This is a genomic window from Dyella sp. 01N448 (genome assembly GCF_056399225.1).
In genome coordinates this window covers 115256-136108 of record NZ_JBFTQX010000007.1, presented here as the reverse complement: position 1 = coordinate 136108, position 20853 = coordinate 115256, and the positions used below count along the sequence as shown (strand labels likewise).

The following is a 20853-nucleotide window of genomic DNA, read 5'->3' as shown; positions in this document are numbered from 1 at the left end:
ACGAGGGCATGCTTGGTGCGGCAATCCCCTTTTTGGACAGGCAGCGCAGCCTTTTGTGGCGGCGCCCCGGCGCATGACGGGCGCGCCGGTAGCGGTGGGTGGTCGGAGACATCATGCAAGGTTCGTCCCGCAAGAAACTCGTAGTGCTGGCAGCGATCATCGTCGCCGCGATCGTGGCCGCGCAGATGTTCCGCGGCGGCGAGCGTGCCGCCGCCAAGACGCCTGCCACACCCTCATCGGTGCCGGTGAAGGTGGCCAGCGCGCATCGCGGCGATCTCGATCTCACCTTGAAGGTGATTGGTCGCGCCGAAGCCTTTTCGACGGTGAACGTGCAGGCGCGCGTCAGCGGCCAGTTGCAGGCCTTGCTGTTCAGGCCCGGCGGACAGGTGAAGCAGGGCGACACCATCATCCGCATCGATCCGAGCCTGCTGCAGGCGCAGCTCGATCAGGCGCTGGGCAATGTCGCCAAGGACCAGGCGCAGCTCGACAACGCCAACACCATCATCAAGCGTTACCAGCCCTTGCTCGGCAAGGGCTACGTCTCGCAGATGGACTACGACACGTACAAGGCCAACCAGAGCATCTATACCGCTGCGGTGAAGGCCGACCAGGCGGCCGTGGAACTGGCGCGCACGCAGCTGAGCTATACGCAGATCCAGGCGCCGTTCGACAGCATCGCCGGTGCACCGCTGGTCTATCCCGGCGCGCAGCTCACTGCCAATGACACCTCGATCGTCGTGCTCAATCAGATACGCCCGATCCACGTGACTTTCTCCGTGCCCGAGACGGGCCTGGATGGCATCAAGGCCAGCATGACGCGCGGCAAGGTGCCTGTGGCCGTGAATATCCCCGGCACCAAGTCAGCGCCGATGGCTGCCGAGTTGGACTTCATCAACAACTCGGTGGATGCCACTACCAGCACCATCCAGCTCAAGGCGCGCTACGCCAACGACGACGACCGGCTTACGCCGGGACAGTTCGTGGAAGTGGCGTTGCCTACCACGCGCCTGAGCAATGTGGTGACGGTGCCCGTGGTGGCTCTGCAGAACTCGCCGCTGGGCAGTTTCGTGTTTGTGGCCAATGCAGACGGCACGGTGCAGCAGCGCATGGTCACGGCGGGCCCCACGACGGGCGCGCAGATCGTCATCGAGAAAGGCCTGGACGGCAACGAGACCGTGGTGACGGACGGCCAGCTGCTGCTGGTCGACGGCGCCCATGTGCACGTCGTGACTGACAAGGGCTGAGGCAGCACATGAACCTGCCTGCCCTGTGCATACGACGCCCGGTGATGACCACGCTGCTGATGGTGGCGTTGCTGGTGTTTGGCGTTGTCGCGTATCCGAAGCTGCCGGTCAACGAACTGCCCAATGTCGACTTCCCCACCATCACGGTGAGCGCCAGCCTCCCGGGCGCGGCGCCGGAAACGATGGCGACGGCGGTGGCGACGCCGCTGGAAAATCAGTTGTCGACGATTGCCGGCATCCAGTCGATGACCTCGACCAGTGCCTTGGGCGCCACCTCGATCACGCTTACCTTCGAGCTCGATCGCAATATCGATGGCGCGGCGCAGGACGTGCAGGCGGCCATTTCCGCCGCACAGCGCCAGCTACCCACCAACATGCCCACGCCGCCGACCTTCCGCAAGGTGAATCCGGCGGACGCACCAATTCTCTATCTCACGTTGCGCTCACGCACGCAGCCGCTTTCCGTGGTCGATGACTACGCCGAGACCCAGTTGGCCCAGCGCCTGTCGATGATCGACGGCGTGGCGCAGGTGAGTGTGTACGGTGCCCAGAAATACGCGGTGCGCGTCAGCGTCGACCCGCAGAAGCTGGCAGCGAGCGGCATCGGCATCGATACGGTGCAGAACGCCATCGCCGCCGCCAACGTGAATCTGGCAACGGGCTCCTTGAACGGCAATCGCCAGCTGCTGCAAATCCGTTCGGACGGCCAGTTGCAGCGGGCCAATGCGTATAACAGCATCATCGTGGCCTACCGCAATGGCGCACCCGTACGGCTGTCGGACCTGGGCAAGGCCGAAGACAGTGTGCAGAACGACCAGGTCGCCAGCTGGTACAACGGCGAACGCGCCATCGTGCTCGCGATCCAGCGCCAGCCGGGCTCGAACACGGTGGCGACCATCGATCGCATTCGCGCGGTGCTACCCACGTTCGAAGCCACTTTGCCGCCATCGATCAAACTGGCGGTCTTGTACGACCGCTCGGTGTCCATCCGCGAATCGGTCAACGACGTGCAGTTCACGCTGCTGCTCGCCGGTGCGCTGGTGGTGCTGGTGATCTATCTGTTCCTTGGCAATGCATCCGCCACCTTGATTCCTGCGTTGGCGCTGCCGGTCTCCATCGTCGGTACGTTCGGCGCGATGTTTGCGCTGGGCTACAGCCTGGACAATCTTTCGCTGCTCGCCCTGACACTGGTGGTCGGATTCGTGGTGGACGATGCCATCGTGATGCTCGAGAACATCGTGCGTCACGTGGAAGAGGGCATGGACCCGTACGAGGCGTCGCTGAAAGGCGCCAGCGAAATCGGCTTCACCATCTTCTCGATGACTTTGTCGCTGGTGGCGGTGTTCCTGCCGGTGATGTTCATGGGCGGCATCGTCGGCCGCCTGTTCCATGAGTTCGCGGTGACGCTGAGCGTGGCGATCCTGATCTCCGGTTTCGTCTCGATCACGTTGACGCCGATGCTGTGCAGTCGCTTCCTGAAGCATGCCGAGCACGAGAAAAAGGCCAAAGTCGTGCTGTGGTTCGACGCGGGTTTCGAGCGCGTGCGCCGCGGCTACGTGAGTTCGCTGACCTGGGCCGTGCATCATCCGCGCAGCATCATGGGGCTGTTCGTGGCCAGTCTGGTCGCCACGGCGGTGCTTTTCGTGGTGGTCGACAAGGATTTCATCCCGGCCGGCGATTCGGGGCAGCTCAACGTCAACGTCGAAGGTCCGGACGACACCTCCGTGGCCAGCATGGCGCAACGCCAGCAGCAGCTGGCCAAGATCGTGGGCGACGATCCGAACATCCAGAGCTATATGTCGTCGGTCGGCAGCGGCGGTGCGCGCACGACCACCAACAACGGTTCCCTGTCGCTCACGCTCAAGCCCGCCGGCGAGCGTGAGCAGGGCATCAACGAAATCATCCAGGAGTTGCGCGCCAAGTTCGCCAAAGTGCCCGGCATCCGCGCCTATATCCAGAACCCGCCGCCGATCCAGGTGGGCGGACGTCAATCGAAGGCGCAATACCAGTACACCTTGCAGTCGATCGACACGCCGGCGCTGTACGACTGGTCGGGCAAGGTGATCACCGCCTTCAGCAAGCTGCCCGGTTTCCAGGACGTCACCAGCGATCTGGACCTCAATGGTCCATCCATCGTGGTGAACGTGAATCGCGACAAGCTCGCGACGCTGGGCCTGAGCATGGATCAGGTGCAGACGGCGCTGGGATCGGCGTTTGGCGCCAATCAGATTTCCACCATCTACGGCGCGTCATCGCAGTACTGGGTGATCCTGCAGGTCTATTACGCCTTGCAGAACGATCCGGATGTGCTGTCGCAGATCTACGTCACCTCGAGCAGTGGCGGATTGGTGCCGCTCAATGCGGTGGCGAGCTTCGAGCGCAAGCCGCAGGCGCTCACCGTCAATCACCAGGGCCAGATTCCCGCGGTGACGGTCTCGTTCAACCTCGCGCCGGGCGTAAGCCTCAGCGAAGCCGTCGCGAGCATCGATGGCGCGATGAAGCAGATGAACCTGCCGCCGACCATCACCGGCAGCGTGCAGGGCACGGCGCAGGCGTTCCAGGACTCGATGCAGGGCATGGGCCTGCTGTTGGTGATGGCGCTGTTCGTGATCTATCTGGTGCTCGGCATTCTGTACGAAAGCTTCATCCATCCGTTGACGATCCTCTCCGGGCTGCCGTCGGCCGGTGTGGGTGCGTTGCTGACACTGATGATCTTCCATGCGCCGCTGGACCTGTTCTCCTTCGTGGGTATCGTGATGCTGATCGGCATCGTGAAGAAGAACGCGATCATGATGATCGACTTTGCGTTGGAGAAGCAGCGCAGCGAAGGCACTGCGCCGGCGTTGGCGATCGTCGAAGCGTGCCAAGTGCGTTTCCGCCCGATCATGATGACGACCATGGCCGCGTTCGCCGGCACCTTGCCGATTGCGCTGGGACTTGGCGCGGGTGCGGACACGCGTCGCCCGCTGGGCCTGGCCGTGGTGGGTGGCCTGCTGGTGTCGCAGGTGCTCACGCTGTATCTGACGCCGGTGATCTATCTGTATCTCGATCGCCTGAATGCGCGTTTGTCGCGCAAGCGGCGTGTGGGCGAAGCCGAAGCAGCCCACTGAGCGTCACCTCACCTCACCTCCTGTGGGAGCGCACCCTGTGCGCGACTGCGGCGAGGCGTCGTCTCCGCTTCGTAGGTTTGTCGCGCACAGGGTGCGCTCCCACAGTGAATGGCTGGACAAAAAAAGGGCGGCCGTGGGCCGCCCTCTTGATCACACGTGGTGAGCGATCACTCTTCCGTCCCGTCACCCGCAAACGCCCCAGGCGCCGAACCAAAATCGCCATCAGCCTGCGCAGCCATGTACGAGAACGCGGCATACACCGCCACGTTCTGCGCCAGTTCCTTCGGATCGATCTTGTCGAGCGTGTCGTTGGCGGTGTGGTGGTAGTCGAAATAATCGGTGCCGTCCTGCACCAGCGACAGCGCGGCCATGCCCTTGCCGTGCATCTGCGACAGGTCCGAACCACCGCCGCCCGGCTTCTTGGCGTCGTAGTCCACGCCGATCGGCGCCAGCACCTTGGCGATCTGCTCGATGGCGCCGCGCGCTTCGGGCTTCACGCTGGCGGTCATCAGCCACACTTTGCGCGCGCCGAAATCCGACTCGGTGCCGAGCTGAAACTTCGAGACTTCCTTGGCATGCTTGTCGGCATACGCGCGACCGCCCCACAGGCCCATCTCTTCGTTGGCGAAGGCGATGACGCGAATGGTGCGGTCCGGACGCTGCGGCATGTCGTGGATAAGCTTGCCGGCGGCCATGGCGATGGCCACGCCGGCGCCGTCGTCGATCGCGCCAGTGCCCGGATCCCAGGAATCGAGATGACCGCCGATGGCGATGACCTGATCCGGGTGCTTCTTGCCGGTGACTTCGCCGATCACGTTGGCGCCGGTATAGCTGCCGTTGAAGCCGACATCGAGATCGAGCTTGACGCTCACCGGCTTGCCATAGCCGAGGATGCGCGTGAGCTGGTCGGCATCGGGATTGGAGAGCGCCGCGGCGGGGATGGCCTCTTTCGGATCGGTGAAGCCGGTGACGCCCGTATGCGGCGTGCGGCTATTGGCATCGGTGCCGGCCGAGCGCAGCAGGAAGCCGGCGGCGCCCATCTTGGCGGCGATCACCGGACCACCGACGCGCACGCCCGAGCCGATGGCGTAATCCGCGCCATCCTTGTGGCGCTGCATGTGCGCATCGACGTAAACGATCTTGCCCTTCACGCTGGCGGGATCGGCCTTTTTCAGTGCATCGAGGCTATCGAAGCGCACCACTTCGGCAGTGAGGCCGCCCTTGGGCGTGCCGGCCGAGTAGCCCAGTGCGATCAGGTCCAGCGGCTGCGGGAACGGAGCCACGATGGCTGCATGTTCGCTGCGGCGTTCCCACAGCGGATAGGTGACCTGCTCGGTATAGACCTTGTCGAAACCCAGTGCCTTGAACTTGGCGATCGCCCACTCGCGGCCGCGCTGATCGGCCGGACCGCCGGCAATGCGCGGGCCCACTTCCGTGGTCAGCGACTCGACGATCTGGTAGGCCGTGTTGTCGTTCATCGCCTTGTCGCGCAGCTGTTCGGCCGTCTTTACGGCTGCGGCGGGAACCGTGGTCTGGGTGGCGGCATGGGCCGAGCCGATGGCAAACATCAGGCTGGCGGCGAGCAAGGTGAGCGGCAGTTGACGCATGGGGACGTTCCTTGGGCGGAAACTTCGATTATGGCCCGCATGCCTCTGGCTGCTTAGGCCAGAAGTCACGGTGCGGGGATAAAAACATCAAAAACAAAAAAGGCGCCCTGGGCGCCTTTTCCGCGCAACGTTCCTCGTCGCTTACTTCGGGTTCTGCGCCTTCAGCAGGTCGCGGATCTCGGTGAGCAACACCACGTCGGCCGCTGGAGGCGCTGGCGCGGCTTCCTCGCGGCGGGTGAGTTTATTGATCGCCTTGACCACCAGGAAGATCGCGAAAGCAATGATGAGGAACTGGATCAGGGTATTGATGAAGTTGCCGTAGCCAATAGCCACTTCGGCAATCTTGTGCGCCGGATCGGTATTGTCGGCCGGCTTGAGCACCCACTTCATCTGCGAGAAATCGACGCCGCCGGTGAGCAGGCCGATCGGCGGCATGATGATCTGGTCCACCAGCGAGGTGACGATCTTGCCGAATGCGCCGCCGATCACAACACCGACCGCGAGGTCGATCACGTTGCCGCGCATGGCGAATTCTTTGAACTCTTTGAGCATGCTCATGCTTCTCTCCCTGGGCTTGATGGCAGCGACACTCTAGCTCAGCGCCGTGTGGACGCGGCATGTAGCCGCGCCCGCAAGTTCAGACGACCTTGCCCTCGAGCGTGGCCACACCGGCCAATTCGGCATGAAACCGGTCGCCGCGTTGCATCGCTGAAACACCGGCAGGCGTCCCGGTGAAGATCAGGTCGCCGGCCTTCAACTCGAACAGCGTCGAGAGCAGGGCAATGATCTCGTTCACGCTGTGCACCATGTCGCCGAGGCGGCCGTGCTGGCGCTGCTGGCCGTTCACGGTCAAGGTGAGTGCGGTATCGGCATCCAGCGTCACCTGGCTGGCCGGGCGCAGCGCGGAGACGGGCGCGGAATGATCGAAGCCCTTGGCCACGTCCCAGGGATGGCTCTTGGCCTTGGCCACGGCCTGCAGGTCGCGGCGGGTCAGGTCCAGACCCACGCCGTAGCCCCAGATCAGCGCGCCGGCTTGCTGTTCGGTCAGGTCACGTCCGCCCGCGCCCAGTGCCACCACCATTTCCACTTCGTGGTGCAGGTCGTGGGTGGCTTGCGGGTAGACGACGTCGGCACCGTCGGTGACCACGGCGTCGGCCGGCTTGGTGAAGAACAGCGGGGTGTCCTTGTCCACCGTCGCGCCCATTTCGCGGGCGTGCTCGGCGTAGTTGCGGCCGATGCAGAAGATGCGGCGCAGCGGGAAACGTTGGTCGCTGCCGATGATCGGCAGGCTCGGTACAGGCGGGGGAGAAATGGCGTATGACATGGGCGGAAAGGGTATCACCGCTGACCCGTCCTGCCAGTCCCCTGTCACGTCAGCTTTTTTCGATCCGGGCTTGCGAGTACAACCGGGCCGTTCTCTGCCCTCGATCAAGTCAGCCCGGGTGACAGCTGTCACCGCCTTTGGCTGATGAGGGCCTCTGGAGGCGGAAGCGTCGCTCCAGCATTGTGTATCGCATCATGGAACCGGCTCGGACCGGCAGGGAGAGCGTGTGGCGAATGCGGATCTATTGAAGGAACTGCGCATCGAGAAACACCTGCGCGAGGAGCATGGCCAGGGACCCGGTCGCTGGCCGTGGATCGTTGGCGGCGTGCTGCTCGTCCTGTTGGTCGCAGCTGGGGTGGCGTGGTTGGTGCTGGGCCGGCAGGCCATCGAAGTGCAGACGGCCCAGGCGCAGTCGCCGGTCGCCAATGCGGCGGCCGGTGCGGTGCTGCAGGCCACCGGATATGTCACCGCGCGGCGGCAGGCGACCGTGTCGGCACAGATCACCGGCACGCTGACCGACGTGCTGATTGAAGAGGGCGATCACGTGAAGCAGGGCCAGGTAGTGGCACGCCTCGATGACTCGCAGTACAAGGCCGCACTTGATGCGGCCCGTACGGCGGCCGCCGCATCGCACGCCCTGGTGTCGCAGTACCAGGTGCAGCTTGCACAGAACGAGCGCGACGCGGTGCGCAACGAAGGACTCGCCGTGAAAGGCCTGGTCGCCAAACAGGTCGCCGAGCAATCGCGCACGCTGGTGGACAGCACCCGCGCCCAGCTGCTCTCGCAGCAGCGCAGTGCGGCCTCGGCCGATGCGCAGGTCGTTGAGGCGCGGGTCAACTTCGACTATTGCGTGATCCGCGCGCCGTTCGATGGCGTGATCACCACCAAGGACGCACAGGTCGGCGAAATCGTCTCGCCGTTCTCCGCCGGCGGCGGTTTCACCCGCACGGGCGTCGGCACCGTGGTTGACATGGATTCGCTGGAAGTGGACGTCGACGTCAACGAGGCCTATATCGGCCGCGTGGAGCCGCATATGCCCGCCGAGGCCGTGCTGGACGCCTATCCGGACTGGAAGATTCCCGCCCACGTCATCGCCATCGTTCCCGCCGCCGATCGCGGCAAGGCCACGGTGAAAGTACGCGTGGCGCTGGAGAAGAAGGACGGACGCATCGTGCCGGACATGGGCGTGCGCGTGTCCTTCCTGGAAAAGAAGCAGGAAGCGCCGCAGGCACACGCACCGCAGGGCGCGCTGGTGCCGACCGCGGCCATCGCGCAGCGCGACGGTCATGGCGTGGTGTTCATCGTCAGCGGGGACACCGTGCAGCAACGCACGGTATCTGCGGCCGCCTCGAAAATCGGCGACCAGAGCCTGCTGCCGACAGGTGTGCAAGTGGGCGACATCGTGGTGGTGTCGCCGCCGGAGCCATTGAAGGACGGCGACCGGGTCAAGCTGGCGGCAAAAGCCGCCCAGTGATCCGCTTCGTCAACGCGTGATCGGATGCATCGCCTGGAACGGTGCCAAACAATTCGCATCAGGAGCTAACGCATGAGCACGTTGATCGAAACCCGCGACCTCTCCAAGGTGTACGAGCGCGGCAAGCAGAAAGTGGAAGTGCTGCACCACATCAACCTCGATATTGCCGAAGGCGATTTCCTGGCGTTGATGGGGCCGTCCGGTTCGGGCAAGACCACCTTGCTCAATCTCATCGGAGGCCTGGATACGCCCAGCGGCGGCAGCATCACGGTGGCGGGTCAGCGCCTCGACCAGCTCGGCGGTGGCCAGTTGGCGAAGTGGCGGGCGGCGCATGTGGGCTTCGTGTTCCAGTTCTACAACCTGATGCCGATGCTGTCCGCGCAACGCAACGTGGAGTTGCCGTTGCTGCTCACCAAGCTGTCAGCCGCGCAGCGACGCAAGAATGCGTCGATCGCGCTGCAGCTGGTGGGCCTGGATGAGCGCGCGACGCATAAGCCCAGCGAACTCTCCGGCGGTCAGCAACAGCGCGTGGCGATTGCCCGTGCCATCGTTTCCGATCCCACGCTGCTGGTTTGCGATGAGCCGACAGGCGACCTCGATCGCCAGTCCGCCGAGGAAGTGCTCGGGCTGCTGCGCGTGCTCAATCGCGAGCACGGCAAGACCATCGTGATGGTCACGCACGATCCGAAGGCGGCCGAATACGCGAACCACACGCTGCATTTGGACAAGGGTACGCTGGTCGAACAGGCACTGGCGTGAGGATGCGACGATGAAATATCTCCATCTCATCTGGGCGGCGCTGTTCCGGCGCAAGACCCGCACCTTGCTTACGCTCGTGTCGATCATTGCCGCGTTCCTGCTGTTCGGCATGCTCGACGCGGTGCGTACCTCGTTCAACCAGGCGGGCCAGAGCGCCAATGGCGCACAACGCCTGCAGACCGGTTCGAAACTCTCCTTCATCCAGACCTTGCCGCAATCGCTGGAAGCCCAGATTGCGCAGGTGCCCGGCGTGAAGATGGTGACCTACGCGAACTGGTTCGGCGGCGCCTATCAGGACCCGCACAACCAGGTCTTCAGTTTTGCGGTGGAACCGAACTACATCGACCTCTATCCGGAGATCGAGGTGAGTGCGGCCGAGCGCAAGGCCTTTGACGATACGCGAACGGGCATTCTCGTCGGCGAAAAACTGGCCAAGCGTTTCAACTGGAAAGTAGGCGACAAGATCCCGCTGCAGTCGACCATCTTCCCGGATCGCCAGGGCAGCAAGAACTGGACGTTCGACATCGTCGGCATCCTGCATTCGAAGGACAAGAAGAGCGGCGGCTTCTTCGACCAGATGCTGTTGCTGCACTGGAAGTATTTCGACGAGACCACGCCGTTCAATCGCGGCACCGTGGGCTGGTATGTCACGCGCGTCAGCGATGTGAACCAGGCCGACAAGGTGGCCAAGGCGATCGACGCGATCTCAGCCAACTCCGATCACGAGACGCGTACCCAGACCGAACAGGCGGCGACCGCCAACTGGATGAAGCAGCTGGCTGATATCGGCCTGATCGTGGGTTCGATCATGGGCGCGGTGTTCTTCACGCTGTTGCTGTTGTCCGGCAACACCATGATGCAGGCGGTTCGCGAACGCACCAGCGAGCTGGCGGTGCTCAAGACGATTGGCTTCTCCAATCAGGCCGTGCTCGCCATCGTGCTGGCCGAGTCCGTACTGCTGTTGTTGCTCGGCGGTGTGATCGGGCTTGGCCTGGCCTCGCTGATCATTCCCGTCGTGAGCGCCGGCAGCGGCGGCATGCTCAACCTGCCCAGCGTGGGTGCGGGTAGCTGGATCCTGGGCCTGGTGCTGATGATCGCCATCGGACTGCTGGTGGGCGTATTGCCGGCCATGCGGGCGATGCGGCTGAACATCGTCGATGCATTGGCTGGCCGCTAAGGAGAGCGACATGAAGAATTTCCTGTTCAATCTGGGCTTGCTGATCGTGATCGCCATCGTGCTGTGGGCCTGGGTCATCCTGCCCTGGCAGGGCGTCATCGGGCTGGCCGTGGTGTTTGCCTTGTGGATGGCGTTCACCCGCAGCGGTCGGCGTGCGGCATCGGTGGCGAGCGTCGGCATCAGCACACTAAGGCAGCGCATCGGATCGTCGGCGGTCATCGTGATCGGTATTGCCGGCGTGGTTGGCGTGCTGGTCGCCTTGTTGGCGATGGGCGAGGGCTATGCGGAGACGCTGCGCAAGACCGGCAGTGCCGACACCGCCATCGTGATGCGCGGTTCATCGGCGGCCGAAGTGATGTCGGTACTCGATCACGACAGCGTGACGCTGATTCCGCAGGCCGCGGGCATCGCCAAGGACAGCAAAGGCCAGCCCATCGCCTCGCCGGAGCTGGTGGTAGCCGCCAATCTTCCACTCAAGGGCGGCAACCCGGACGACGAAGGCAGCGTGCAGCTGCGCGGCGTCGGCGACCAGGCCTGGGCCGTGCGTCCCAACGTGAAAGTCATCGAGGGACGCAACTTTCAGCCCGGCATGCGCGAGTTGATCGTGGGCAAGGGCGCGGCAAAGCAGTTCGATGGCCTGGTGCCTGGCCATACCGTAAAACTGGGCAACCAGCAGTGGACGGTGGTCGGCGTGTTCTCGTCCGGCGATGCCATGGATTCGGAAATATGGGGCGATGCCAGCGTGGTGGCCGACACCTATCGTCGCGGCAGCAGTCGTGCGTCGGTGATGGTGCGGTTGGCTGATCCCAAGTCCTACGACAAGTTCAAGGCCGAGCTGGAAGGCAATCCGCAGTTGAAGGTGGATGTCAGCACCACCTTGGACTACTTCAGCAAGCAGTCCGAAGGCATGACCAAGGTGATCAAGGTAGTCGGCATTACGGTCGGCCTGATCATGGCCATCGGCGCCATGTTCGGCGCGCTCAATACCATGTTCGCAGCCGTCGCCGCCCGTGCACGCGAAATCGCCACCTTGCGTGCGATCGGATTTCGCGGCTTGCCCGTGGTGGTCGCGGTGATGTTGGAAACCATGTTGCTCGCGCTGATCGGCGGCTTGCTCGGTGGCTTGCTCGCCTGGGTGATCTTCAATGGCTATAGCGCCTCGACGCTCGCTGCGGGCACCGTGGGCAAATTGAGCTTCGAGTTGCGCGTGTCGCCAGCCCTGCTCTGGACAGGTCTCAAATGGGCGCTCGCCATCGGTTTCATCGGCGGCATCTTCCCGGCCATCCGCGCCGCGCGATTGCCGGTGACGACCGCGTTGCGCGAACTGTAAGAGCGGCGGTGGCGCGGCCTCACCGCGCGACCGCTTGCGAATCTGGCGGCGCCGCGCAACGCTCGCGCCGTCGGTGACGCCTGGGGAGATCGTCATGCGCAAGGGATATGCGATAGGGCTGGCCCTGCTGCCTTGGCTTGCCGGCTGTGCAAGCTATGTGACCCACAAGATCGAACATCCGGCGCGCAGCCATACGCCGTTGCAACTAGCCATCCACGACAACCTGCGGCAGCAGGGCTTTGTGCAGGCATCGATACGCACGTCCGATGGTGTGCGTATGGCTTATTGGCTGGGTCAGCCGCATGCATACGTCATGCAGGAAACCTTCAGGGCATCAGCCGATGGCTCGAGCCTCCGATGGCAGTGGCAAATGCCGCAGGCCCCGTTCGATGGTTCGCGGCTCGCAGTAAAGGGCAGCATCGTGTTGCTGCACCCGTGGGAAGGCGAGGGCGCCATGCTGGCAACCTGGGCGTATCGGTTTGCATCGTCAGGCTATGTGACGGTGATGCCGGATCTGCGCAGCCAGGGTGATTCTGACATCGCACCAGTCGGCTACGGGCCGCGTGAAGGCAAGGACGTGGCCGAGCTGGTGCGCAGCCTTCGTGCATCGGGGCGGTTGCCGTCGCCGCTGTATTTGATGGGCGTGTCCTATGGCGCCACCGCAGCGGTGTTCGCGGCCGCTGAGCTGGACGATGTCGATGGTGTGATCGCGCTGGAGCCATATGGCAATGCGGCCGACGTCATTCGTCGCGCGCCATCGACGGGCTTGTTCGGTCCGCGTTGGCTGGGTCATGCCATAGGTGGATCCAGCGTGGATGCGGCCATTGCGCGTGCATCCAGCGACCTGGGCGTCGATCTGGAGCACATCGACACCGCCAGCGCGTTGCGGCATGCACCCTGCACCTTGATGTTGCGTGGCGCCAGCGATCCGCTCGTGTCGGCGACAGCCTTGAAAGCACTGGCCGCCAGTTCACCGCAGGCGCGCTATGTCGAAGTCCCGAGCGAAAATCACCTCAGCCTGCCGTTGCGCACGGACCGCCTGATGCAACCCCTGCTCGACTGGATGCATGCCTTGGTATCACCTCACACGGCATGCCCAACCTTCACGCCGCTGCCGGCGTCGGAAAGTGCGGGCTCTGGAAAAGCGCTGGAGATCAGCGGCGCTGGCGCGCCAAGGTGATGGCGCCCACGCCCAGCAGGATGATGGCCATGCCGATCAAGTCATACGGCCCCACGCTTTCACCAGCGAGCAACACGCCGAACAGCACGGCCACTGGCGGGTTCACATAGGCGTAGCTGGTCGCCAGTGCGGGCCGCGCGTGCTTGAGCACATATAGGAAGGCACTGAACGCGATGATCGAGCCGAACACCGCAAGATAGACCAGCGCTGCGGTGGCGCGTGCGGTGGGATGGGCTGGCAGCTGTTCGCCGCTGGCGAAGCCTACGATCAACATGGCCACGCTTGCGCAGAGCATTTGCGCCGCCGTATTCATGGGGCCAGCCGGCATATCCTGACGACGGCTCCAGGTCGCGCCGAAGGCCCAGCTCATCGCGGCCACGAGCAGCGCGATCGCACCGATACGCGAACCGGAAAGTCCGGCGCCAAGGTTGAGCACGATCACGCCCACGAAACCGATCACCAGGCCAATGGCTTCGCGGCGCGTCGGCCACTCCCGATAGAGACCCGAAAACAGCGCCGCGAACAGCGGCATGCTGGCCACCGCCACGGCGGCAATCCCCGAACTCACCCGCTGCTCGGCGAAGCAGACCAGGCCATTGCCAACGCCGAGTAGCAAGAACCCGGTGATGGCCGCATTGCGCCACTGACGCGCCGTGGGCAGCGCCACGCCGCGCAGGCGAAGGAAGGCAAACAGCGCAACGCCGGCGCCCAGAAAACGAATGCCCGCAAGCAGGAAGGGCGGGTAGCTTTCCAGGGCATAGCGGATGCCCAGGTAGGTCGAACCCCAGATGATGTACAGCGCAAACAGCGCCAACGGCACCAGCACGCGGGTGTCGGCAAAGGGCGCGGTCGCCGCGGGGGCGACGGAGGTGGTCGTGGTATCTGTCATGGCAGGCTGCGCGGGGAGCATCGCGGGGTGGATGCCGCTCATAGTTTACAGGCACACCCAACATAGTCCGGGCGCAGCGGCGGCAGAAGCGAGGCTTCCGCAAGGCAGGGTTGAGCGCTGCTCAAGTCAGGCGGCTGAGCGCTTGCCTTCTCGATGGTCGCCACGCTGTTCGCTGGCAAGCAGCTCGCGCTTGCGTTCCACGCCCCAGCGCCAGCCGCCGAGCGAACCGTCTTCGCGGACGATGCGATGGCACGGCACGATCAAGGCGAGCCGGTTGTTGCCGCACGCATTGCCGATGGCGCGGGCAGCTCGAGGCATGCCCAGTTCCGCGGCCAATTCGCCATAGCTTTTGGTGGTGCCGGCGGGGATGCGCGTGAGTGCATTCCACACACGCCATTGAAAGGCCGTGGCGGCGACATCGAGCGGCGGAAGATCCGGTGCATCCGTGGTGCTCCAGCCCAGTTCGCCGGCGATGCGCGCGATCACCGCGTCCAGCCATTCTTCGCGGCCGGCATCCACGCGTTCGCGGGTTGCGTGCGGGAACTCGTCGGCGAGCCGCTGCTCCAGTTCCGCATCGGTATCGCCCAGCGTTACTGAGCAGATGCCGCGTGAAGTGGTGGCGACCAGCAGGCGGCCCAGGGAGGTCTCGGTGGTGGTGTAGCGGATCGCAGCGCCCGCGCCGCCGGCGCGATAACTGGCGGGCGTCATGCCGAGCAGTCGGTCGCTATGTTCGTAGACGCGGCTGCCCGAACCGAAGCCGGCGTCGTAGACCGCATCGGATACCGCCGCGCCTTTGCGCAGTGCCGTCTTGAGCTGGCCGAAACGGCGCGCGCGATGATATTCCGCCGGACTCATGCCGTAGCGACGCCGAAACGCCCGCTGCAGATGGCTGGGACTGAGCTTGGCAACCTCGGCAAGATCCTGCAGGGTCGGCGCTTCGTCGGCGCGTTCCAGCAGCAGGCGGACCTGTTCGAGGGTGGATTCGTTGGTGTGGCGGGTCGTCATGGTGGACATCCGAAGAACCGATGAGTCCAGCCTAGTGCCAGCCTGCCTGGCCAGCCATCCGGATCTTGCGCGGCTAGTCTCCTGGGTGCGTGACGCAACACCAGCGTCGGCGGCGCCGACGCTTCAGGACTTGCTGATTGCCGGACGGCCCGCAGGCCGGATCATCAATGCGCGACGTGATGCGTGCGCTGCAGCACCACAAATTCGCCTTCGATGACTTCGGGCTTGTGGCTGCGCGTGCCCACAGGCGACACGGCACTGCGCTTGCGCGACCATTGGCGTAGCGCGAATACCACAGCGCCTCCAACGAGCAGCACGCTCGCTACCACGAGACCAAACACCAGCAAGATGCCCACCACGGCGAGGCCCACGAGCAGCGACAAAGCGCGGACCAGGGGATGGCGGGAGCGACGCGGCATGGGCAGTGAAAAGCGCATGTGTTAAAAATCCGTGTGGTAAAATCAACGACTTACGTGCGTAACGATGGGGCCTTAGGGCGAAAGAGGCAAGTGCCGATGGATACAGCAACACCCGACCAGGCGCTTTGCCGACTGGACGATATTCCCGATGGCGGCGCCATCGCGGTTGATGCCGTGCTGCGCGACGGCGAGGAGAACGTGATCGTGCTGCGTCGCGATGACGCGGCGTATGCCTATCTCAATATTTGTCCGCATGCCGGACGCCGCCTGGACTGGGCGCCGGGCAAGTTCCTGATCAAAGACAACTTGCTGATCTGTGCGGCGCATGGCGCGTCGTTCCAGGATGTCGATGGGCTTTGCATCGGCGGCCCGTGTCGCGGCGAGCACTTGCGCAGCGTGGGCGTGCGCGTCACCGACGGCGAGGTGTGGCTCGACGGCTAAGAATGTCGATGCATTCGCGGGCGAGGTGGCCCGGTGACTATCCGGGCCCAAAGCCTTACTCGACGATCTTGTCGAGATTGCTGTTGAAGTTGTCCAGGTCGCGATCGCTGGTGAGCGAGTAGAGCGAGTAGCGCCGGCCCAGGCTCGCGCCGCCGTCACGGATCAGCGGATCCCAGACAAAGGCGGCGCGCGAAAGCGTGGAGCGGGGCAGCATCAGGTCGAACGGAATCGACACATAGATGCCCTTGTCGAAACTGCCTTCGCCAAACTGCGCCGCCGACACATTGGTCTTGGTCGCATACGCACCCATGCGCACGCCGTTGCGGAACTCGCGCGACACGTCGACCGTCGCACCCCAGTCTCCAGCCAGATAGCGACCGGCGCTGACTGCGACGAGCACATCCTTGTAGCCCAGGTCGAAATAGCCGGTGACGTGGCCGGTGACCACGTGATAGCCGCGGAACGAGAAGTCCTGGTCGTAGCCGCGCTGCTTGACCCAATTGATATCCGAACCGATCGCCCAGCGCTCGCCAAACGGGCGATAGAGCACTTCGCCGCCCACGCCGCCGAACATGCTCTCCAGCATGCCGGCATACGCCATGCCGTAAAGATCGTGGCCGAGCTGCTGCGTACCAGTCAGCTGGAAGACCGGCATGGTGACGGTCGAGCTGGTGATGTACTTGCGCACATCGGTACGCACGCGCGGCAGGTCGCTGGGCGCGTCGTATTTGAACTTGTCGTAGTTGTCGAGCAGATCCACCGACGCCACACCGCTCCACCAAAGGTTGGGCGTGAAGTGGAAATCGAGGTTGTAGACGGCGGCGATCTGATAGAGCAGGAAGGCGTCCGGGCCGCCGAGATTTTGCGCGTAAACCAGCGCAAAGGACTGGTCGAAACGTTTGATCGGGGCGCGGTAGAGCACGTCATCATTGCGCGGTGTCGGCGCGTTTTGCTCCACGCTTTGGCGGAATTCACCCAACGTGATGTCGTGATTCAACAGCTCATCGAAACGCTGGCGGTTGACGCTGGTTTCCGCCGTGGTGAGGCCTTCCTGCTGCGAGGCGATGGTGAACCAGTCGACGCCGGCGCCAAGCGCGTTGTCGAGCACGCGCGCCGCACGGCCCACGCTTTTGGCGCTGTAGAAATAGGTCTCCTGCTCGCCTTTCACCACCACTTCGCTGCCGCGGCGGGTGATGCTCGACACCTGGATGCCCGCGTTGTCGCGAAGTGTTCGCGCGACGTTCGCCCAGTCGACCTCTTCCGGCGTCTGCGTCACGGGTGCGGTGTTCTGCTTGGGCGGCGCCGGATCCAGCAACTTCGTCGGTCCGGTGCCTTCGGCCATATTGGCGTGCAGTGTCAGTCCGAACATCACCGTGTTGCCGCGCTCGATCGCCACGCTCAGATCGAGGTTGCGGCCGGGACGAAACACAGCGCCGACGTTGACCGGCGAGCTCTGCTTCTGATTGTTGTGCTGCGGTTCGTGCTGATAGTTGTTGCCGTCGTACTCGGCCTTGAGCACCAGCCAGTCCCACGGCGTCTGGTAGCTGATGCCGCCAAACAGCGCTGCCGGGCCGCGGAAATAACGATTGCTGGAGAACTTGCCGGTGCCGTCGCTATCGCTCGGCCGCACATCGAACTTGTCGCTGATGATGGACAACGGATTGTTGATGTCGCCGCGCGCACCGACATAGCCCCAGCCCATGCCCAGGCTGGCGTCGATCGGCCCGAAACGCTTGTTCATCACCACGTATTCGCCGGCGAACAGACCGGTGCCGCCGATATCGCGGGCACCCACGCTGAGGTCGGGCAGGTAATGGCTTTCGCTCCATAGACGTATCTTCACGTCGATGGATTTGTCCTTGTAACTCTGGCTACCGCTCAGTGATTCCGGGCCATACCGGCGATTGTTCACCGCGGTGTAACGGAAGATGCCTTCCAGCCACGGCAGCGGTTGCAACGAAACGTTGTAGCGGTCGTACGGCTGGACATGGCTGGCCGTCAGCGCCACTTCGCCATCGTCGGCCATGCGTGCGGTGGGCGTCTGCCACAGGCCGACGCCGCCAAAATCACTTTGCGTGGGAGCGTTGTCGGCATACGCCGTGCCCATCAGCAAGCCGCCAAGCAAGGGCAGCAGGCAACCGCAACGCCGCCGCAGCTGGGTGCGGCCGCGGGGCGAGGTGATGATCCCCGAGGGACGTCCTGTCCGCTTGCGCATTATCGATCGCCTTCCGCCGCAGCTAGCGGCTGGGTCGCCAGAAAGGCGGCCAATGCCTGGTTGAGCTCCGGCGACACGCCATGCAAGCCGGTTTCACGCAGTGGCACGTAGATCACCGCTCCTGGCGCCAATGGCATGGATGGGCCGCGATTCCACAGCCCCGCGCCCTGTTTCGTGATGCGGCCATCGGGCTGGATCACGAAGATCCAGTCACCATCGGCCACATTCGACGGTTTGCAGGCGCCGAGATAGTCCTGCGCGTTTTGCATCGGCACGAACGGCAGCACGCAACGCTGGTTCACTGCGCCGACCACCTGGATGGTGGTTGGGCGACGGGGATAAAAAAGCGTGTCGCCTTCGCCCACAGGCCGATTTTCGACGGCGTTCACTTCCACCGAGCGCGGGTCGAGCAAGGCCACTTCACGCCCCGTCACGGGCATCGGCTGCAACCAGTCGCGCAGCGAAGCGAGGGTGTCGGCCAGGGCGGTACGGTTATCGCGCAAGGCCTGCAGCCGCGCGCTATCCAGGTCAAACAGGACGCCTGCCTTCAGGCGCGACTGCTCCACCTGAAGCGACGGTCGCTGCCACGACGCGCCCAGCGGATACGCATCGGCACCCAAGGGGCTGGCCAGCGCGCCATCGCTCAGGCGCGCGTGACCGGAAAGTTGCTTCAAACCGGGAGCGGTTACGGCGCCCGTGATCTGGACGTCCACTGCATGCGCGGCGAGCGGGCAGATCATGGCCGCAAGCAGCATGTATCGGCGCATCACGATTTGCTCCCGCGATACGGGCGCAACTGCACCAGCTTGATCGTCATGCCAGGCATGACTTCCTGTTCGCTCATCCACACGAAGCCATCGCTGGGGTCGACCCAATAGCGATTGCTGACGCGAAGGCCGGCTACCTTGGCGGAAACTTCTTCGGTCACCAGCAAGACGCGATGCGCCGTGCCGAGGATGTCGATGCTGGTTTCACCTGCGGGCTTCAGCGTCGCGTGCACCGGAATGCCGTAGCGATAACCAGGCGACCAGTCGTCGATGCGGTCGTAGCTGGTGGCGGCGCCAAGCGTTTGCAGCCCATGGACGAAAGGATCGTTGGCACGATCGATACGGCTGCCATCGAGATTCTGTGCGAGACCGATGGTCTGCACCACGCGACCGTCTTCCAGCACCAGGGCAACACCGCTCGTGCCGTACCAATACTGTCGAGCACCGACGACGTTGCCCAGGATCAGAATCGCGTCGCCGTGCGCAGTGATGGCGCGCATCTGGAAATAAGGCTTGGCTTGCACCTGTTCGGCGGTGGGCGAAAGCCTGGGCGTGCCCTGCCAGACAAGCCGCATGGTATCCGCGGTGGAGCGCGAGACGCTGGTGCATCCGGCGAGCAGCATGCCGGCCGCCGCAAACACGGCAATCCGCTCCCCGCATCGGCGCGCGAACGAACGATGCCCTCGCGCAAGACGCAAGGGCATCGCAAAGACCGGCTTGCGCCGGCCGTTGTTCGGGCGCCGCGACAACATCAGTGGTCGAGGTTGTACGAGGCGTTGGCCGCGTTGCTGATGATGCCGGTCAGCGGCAACAACTGGGACAGGAAGCGGTTCCAGCGCGTCACGTCGGCAGGCCCGACGAACACCACATCACCCGGCCTCACCTTGAACTGGTCCGCCAGGATGAAGGCATCCGGCGAGCGCGCATCCAGCTGATAGACCGTGCCCCTGGCCGTGTCCAGACCCTCGATGCCGCGGATCACGTACACCGCCTTGCCCTTGGAGGTTGACGGATTGAGTCCGCCGGCACGGCCCAGCGCCTGGGTCAGGGTGAGGTTGGAGGTCTTGAAGGTGAGCGCCATCGGGCGATTCACTTCGCCAATGACGTAAACCTCGTGGTCGTCGTTGTACGGCAGAAACAGTCGGTCGCCAGGCTTGAGGTAGACATCCTGAGCCATCGACTTGTTGGTGTTCAGCGCATCGAGGTCGATACGGTAGTCGTGACCGTCACGCGATAGCACCAGGCCAGAGAGATCGGCCTGCTCGGTGTTGATCGTTGCCGCGCCCAGTGCTTGCGCCAGCGTGGTGGGAATAGCGGTGATCGGCTGCGGATCGGTCTTGACGAAGGCGCCCTGGAAGGTGACGCGCTGGCTGCCATAACCGATGACATTGACGTCGACCTGCGGCTTTTCCACGTACTTGGCCAGCTTGTCGCTGATGGCCTTGCGCAGTTCCTCGATGGTCAGGCCAGACACCTTCAGTTCGCCCACATACGGGTAGAACAACGTGCCATCCGAACGCACGAGACGACCGTTGGCGAGGGTCTGTTGCTGCGGGCCGGCGGGCGAAGTCAGCTCCGGGTGATCCCACACCGTGATGTACAGCGTGTCGCCCGCGCCGATGCGATACGACTCGGGCTTGTAAGCAAGCAGCTCCGACGGCAGCGCCGCTGCAGCGAGCCCGGCCTTGTCCATCGCCAGCTGCTTGGGCGTGATGGGCACGATGTCGACGCGACTGTTTTCGTCCTCACTGCGCGTCATGCTGTGAGTGGACATGTGCTGGCCGGGAGCCCAAATGCACCCGTGCAGCAGGAGGGTCGCGGCGGCAAGCGCCACGGCAGTGCGTACGTTCATGACTTCGGTTTCTTTGAGTTACAGACAGCACACATCCATGCCGGACGAATCCAGCATGGA

Annotated in this window: 18 protein-coding genes; 8 read left to right on the top strand and 10 right to left on the bottom strand. The window is 64.0% G+C overall.

Annotation, left to right across the window (positions count from 1 at the left end; genetic code table 11):
• Positions 1-113 precede the first annotated feature (113 nt).
• Complete coding sequence (locus AC1DKY_RS14540) at positions 114-1244, top strand: efflux RND transporter periplasmic adaptor subunit (protein WP_441604482.1); 1131 nt, start codon at positions 114-116, stop codon at positions 1242-1244.
• 8 nt (positions 1245-1252) lie between these two features.
• On the top strand, positions 1253-4354 hold the full coding sequence (locus tag AC1DKY_RS14535; protein ID WP_441604481.1) for an efflux RND transporter permease subunit: 3102 nt from the start codon (positions 1253-1255) through the stop codon (positions 4352-4354).
• Between the two features lie 167 nt (positions 4355-4521).
• On the opposite strand, the gene AC1DKY_RS14530 is transcribed toward AC1DKY_RS14535, so the two are convergent.
• The 3 genes from AC1DKY_RS14530 to AC1DKY_RS14520 all read right to left on the bottom strand — a co-directional run bounded on the left by AC1DKY_RS14530 (position 4522) and on the right by AC1DKY_RS14520 (position 7285).
• On the bottom strand, positions 4522-5961 hold the full coding sequence (locus AC1DKY_RS14530; protein WP_441604480.1) for a M20/M25/M40 family metallo-hydrolase: 1440 nt from the start codon (positions 5959-5961) through the stop codon (positions 4522-4524).
• 141 nt (positions 5962-6102) lie between these two features.
• The gene (mscL, locus tag AC1DKY_RS14525; protein ID WP_441604479.1) at positions 6103-6519 is read right to left on the bottom strand and encodes a large-conductance mechanosensitive channel protein MscL; all 417 of its coding nucleotides are present in this window, start codon (positions 6517-6519) and stop codon (positions 6103-6105) included.
• A 79-nt stretch (positions 6520-6598) separates the two neighbouring features.
• Entirely contained in the window at positions 6599-7285 is a 687-nt protein-coding gene (locus AC1DKY_RS14520; protein ID WP_441604478.1) for a fumarylacetoacetate hydrolase family protein, read from the bottom strand.
• Positions 7286-7511: 226 nt separating this feature from the next.
• On the opposite strand from AC1DKY_RS14520, the gene AC1DKY_RS14515 reads away from it, so the two are divergent.
• From AC1DKY_RS14515 to AC1DKY_RS14495, 5 genes are all read left to right on the top strand, one after another.
• Positions 7512-8759 (top strand): efflux RND transporter periplasmic adaptor subunit, encoded by a 1248-nt coding sequence (locus AC1DKY_RS14515; protein ID WP_441604477.1) that lies wholly within the window; start codon positions 7512-7514, stop codon positions 8757-8759.
• 72 nt (positions 8760-8831) lie between these two features.
• A complete protein-coding gene (locus tag AC1DKY_RS14510) occupies positions 8832-9518 on the top strand; it encodes an ABC transporter ATP-binding protein (protein ID WP_441604476.1) in 687 nt (228 codons plus the stop codon).
• Between the two features lie 10 nt (positions 9519-9528).
• Complete coding sequence (locus AC1DKY_RS14505; protein WP_441604475.1) at positions 9529-10695, top strand: ABC transporter permease; 1167 nt, start codon at positions 9529-9531, stop codon at positions 10693-10695.
• A gap of 10 nt (positions 10696-10705) precedes the next feature.
• Positions 10706-12025, top strand: a complete 1320-nt coding sequence (locus AC1DKY_RS14500) for an ABC transporter permease (RefSeq protein ID WP_441604474.1) — start codon at positions 10706-10708, stop codon at positions 12023-12025.
• 94 nt (positions 12026-12119) lie between these two features.
• Positions 12120-13205: an alpha/beta hydrolase gene (locus tag AC1DKY_RS14495; RefSeq protein ID WP_441604473.1), complete on the top strand. Its 1086-nt coding sequence runs from the start codon at positions 12120-12122 to the stop codon at positions 13203-13205.
• On the opposite strand, the gene yedA is transcribed toward AC1DKY_RS14495, so the two are convergent.
• The 3 genes from yedA to AC1DKY_RS14480 all read right to left on the bottom strand — a co-directional run bounded on the left by yedA (position 13180) and on the right by AC1DKY_RS14480 (position 15536).
• Positions 13180-14094, bottom strand: coding sequence for a drug/metabolite exporter YedA (yedA, locus tag AC1DKY_RS14490; RefSeq protein WP_441604472.1), 915 nt, complete (start codon positions 14092-14094; stop codon positions 13180-13182). The two genes, AC1DKY_RS14495 and yedA, sit on opposite strands and share 26 nt — an antisense overlap.
• A gap of 126 nt (positions 14095-14220) precedes the next feature.
• Positions 14221-15099, bottom strand: a complete 879-nt coding sequence (locus AC1DKY_RS14485) for a methylated-DNA--[protein]-cysteine S-methyltransferase (RefSeq protein WP_441604471.1) — start codon at positions 15097-15099, stop codon at positions 14221-14223.
• A gap of 164 nt (positions 15100-15263) precedes the next feature.
• Positions 15264-15536: a DUF1129 domain-containing protein gene (locus tag AC1DKY_RS14480; protein WP_441604470.1), complete on the bottom strand. Its 273-nt coding sequence runs from the start codon at positions 15534-15536 to the stop codon at positions 15264-15266.
• A gap of 78 nt (positions 15537-15614) precedes the next feature.
• Between AC1DKY_RS14480 and AC1DKY_RS14475 the strand changes: the two genes are divergently transcribed.
• Positions 15615-15959, top strand: coding sequence for a Rieske (2Fe-2S) protein (locus tag AC1DKY_RS14475; protein ID WP_441604469.1), 345 nt, complete (start codon positions 15615-15617; stop codon positions 15957-15959).
• Positions 15960-16014: 55 nt separating this feature from the next.
• On the opposite strand, the gene AC1DKY_RS14470 is transcribed toward AC1DKY_RS14475, so the two are convergent.
• The 4 genes from AC1DKY_RS14470 to AC1DKY_RS14455 form a co-directional block, all read right to left on the bottom strand.
• Entirely contained in the window at positions 16015-18174 is a 2160-nt protein-coding gene (locus AC1DKY_RS14470; RefSeq protein ID WP_441604468.1) for a YjbH domain-containing protein, read from the bottom strand.
• Complete coding sequence (locus tag AC1DKY_RS14465; RefSeq protein WP_441604467.1) at positions 18174-18941, bottom strand: capsule biosynthesis GfcC family protein; 768 nt, start codon at positions 18939-18941, stop codon at positions 18174-18176. The genes AC1DKY_RS14470 and AC1DKY_RS14465 overlap by 1 nt, the downstream gene beginning before the upstream one ends.
• Positions 18941-19582: a YjbF family lipoprotein gene (locus tag AC1DKY_RS14460; RefSeq protein WP_441604466.1), complete on the bottom strand. Its 642-nt coding sequence runs from the start codon at positions 19580-19582 to the stop codon at positions 18941-18943. Before AC1DKY_RS14460 ends, AC1DKY_RS14465 begins: the two co-directional genes overlap by 1 nt.
• A gap of 110 nt (positions 19583-19692) precedes the next feature.
• The gene (locus tag AC1DKY_RS14455) at positions 19693-20793 is read right to left on the bottom strand and encodes a polysaccharide biosynthesis/export family protein (RefSeq protein WP_441604465.1); all 1101 of its coding nucleotides are present in this window, start codon (positions 20791-20793) and stop codon (positions 19693-19695) included.
• Positions 20794-20853 lie beyond the last annotated feature (60 nt).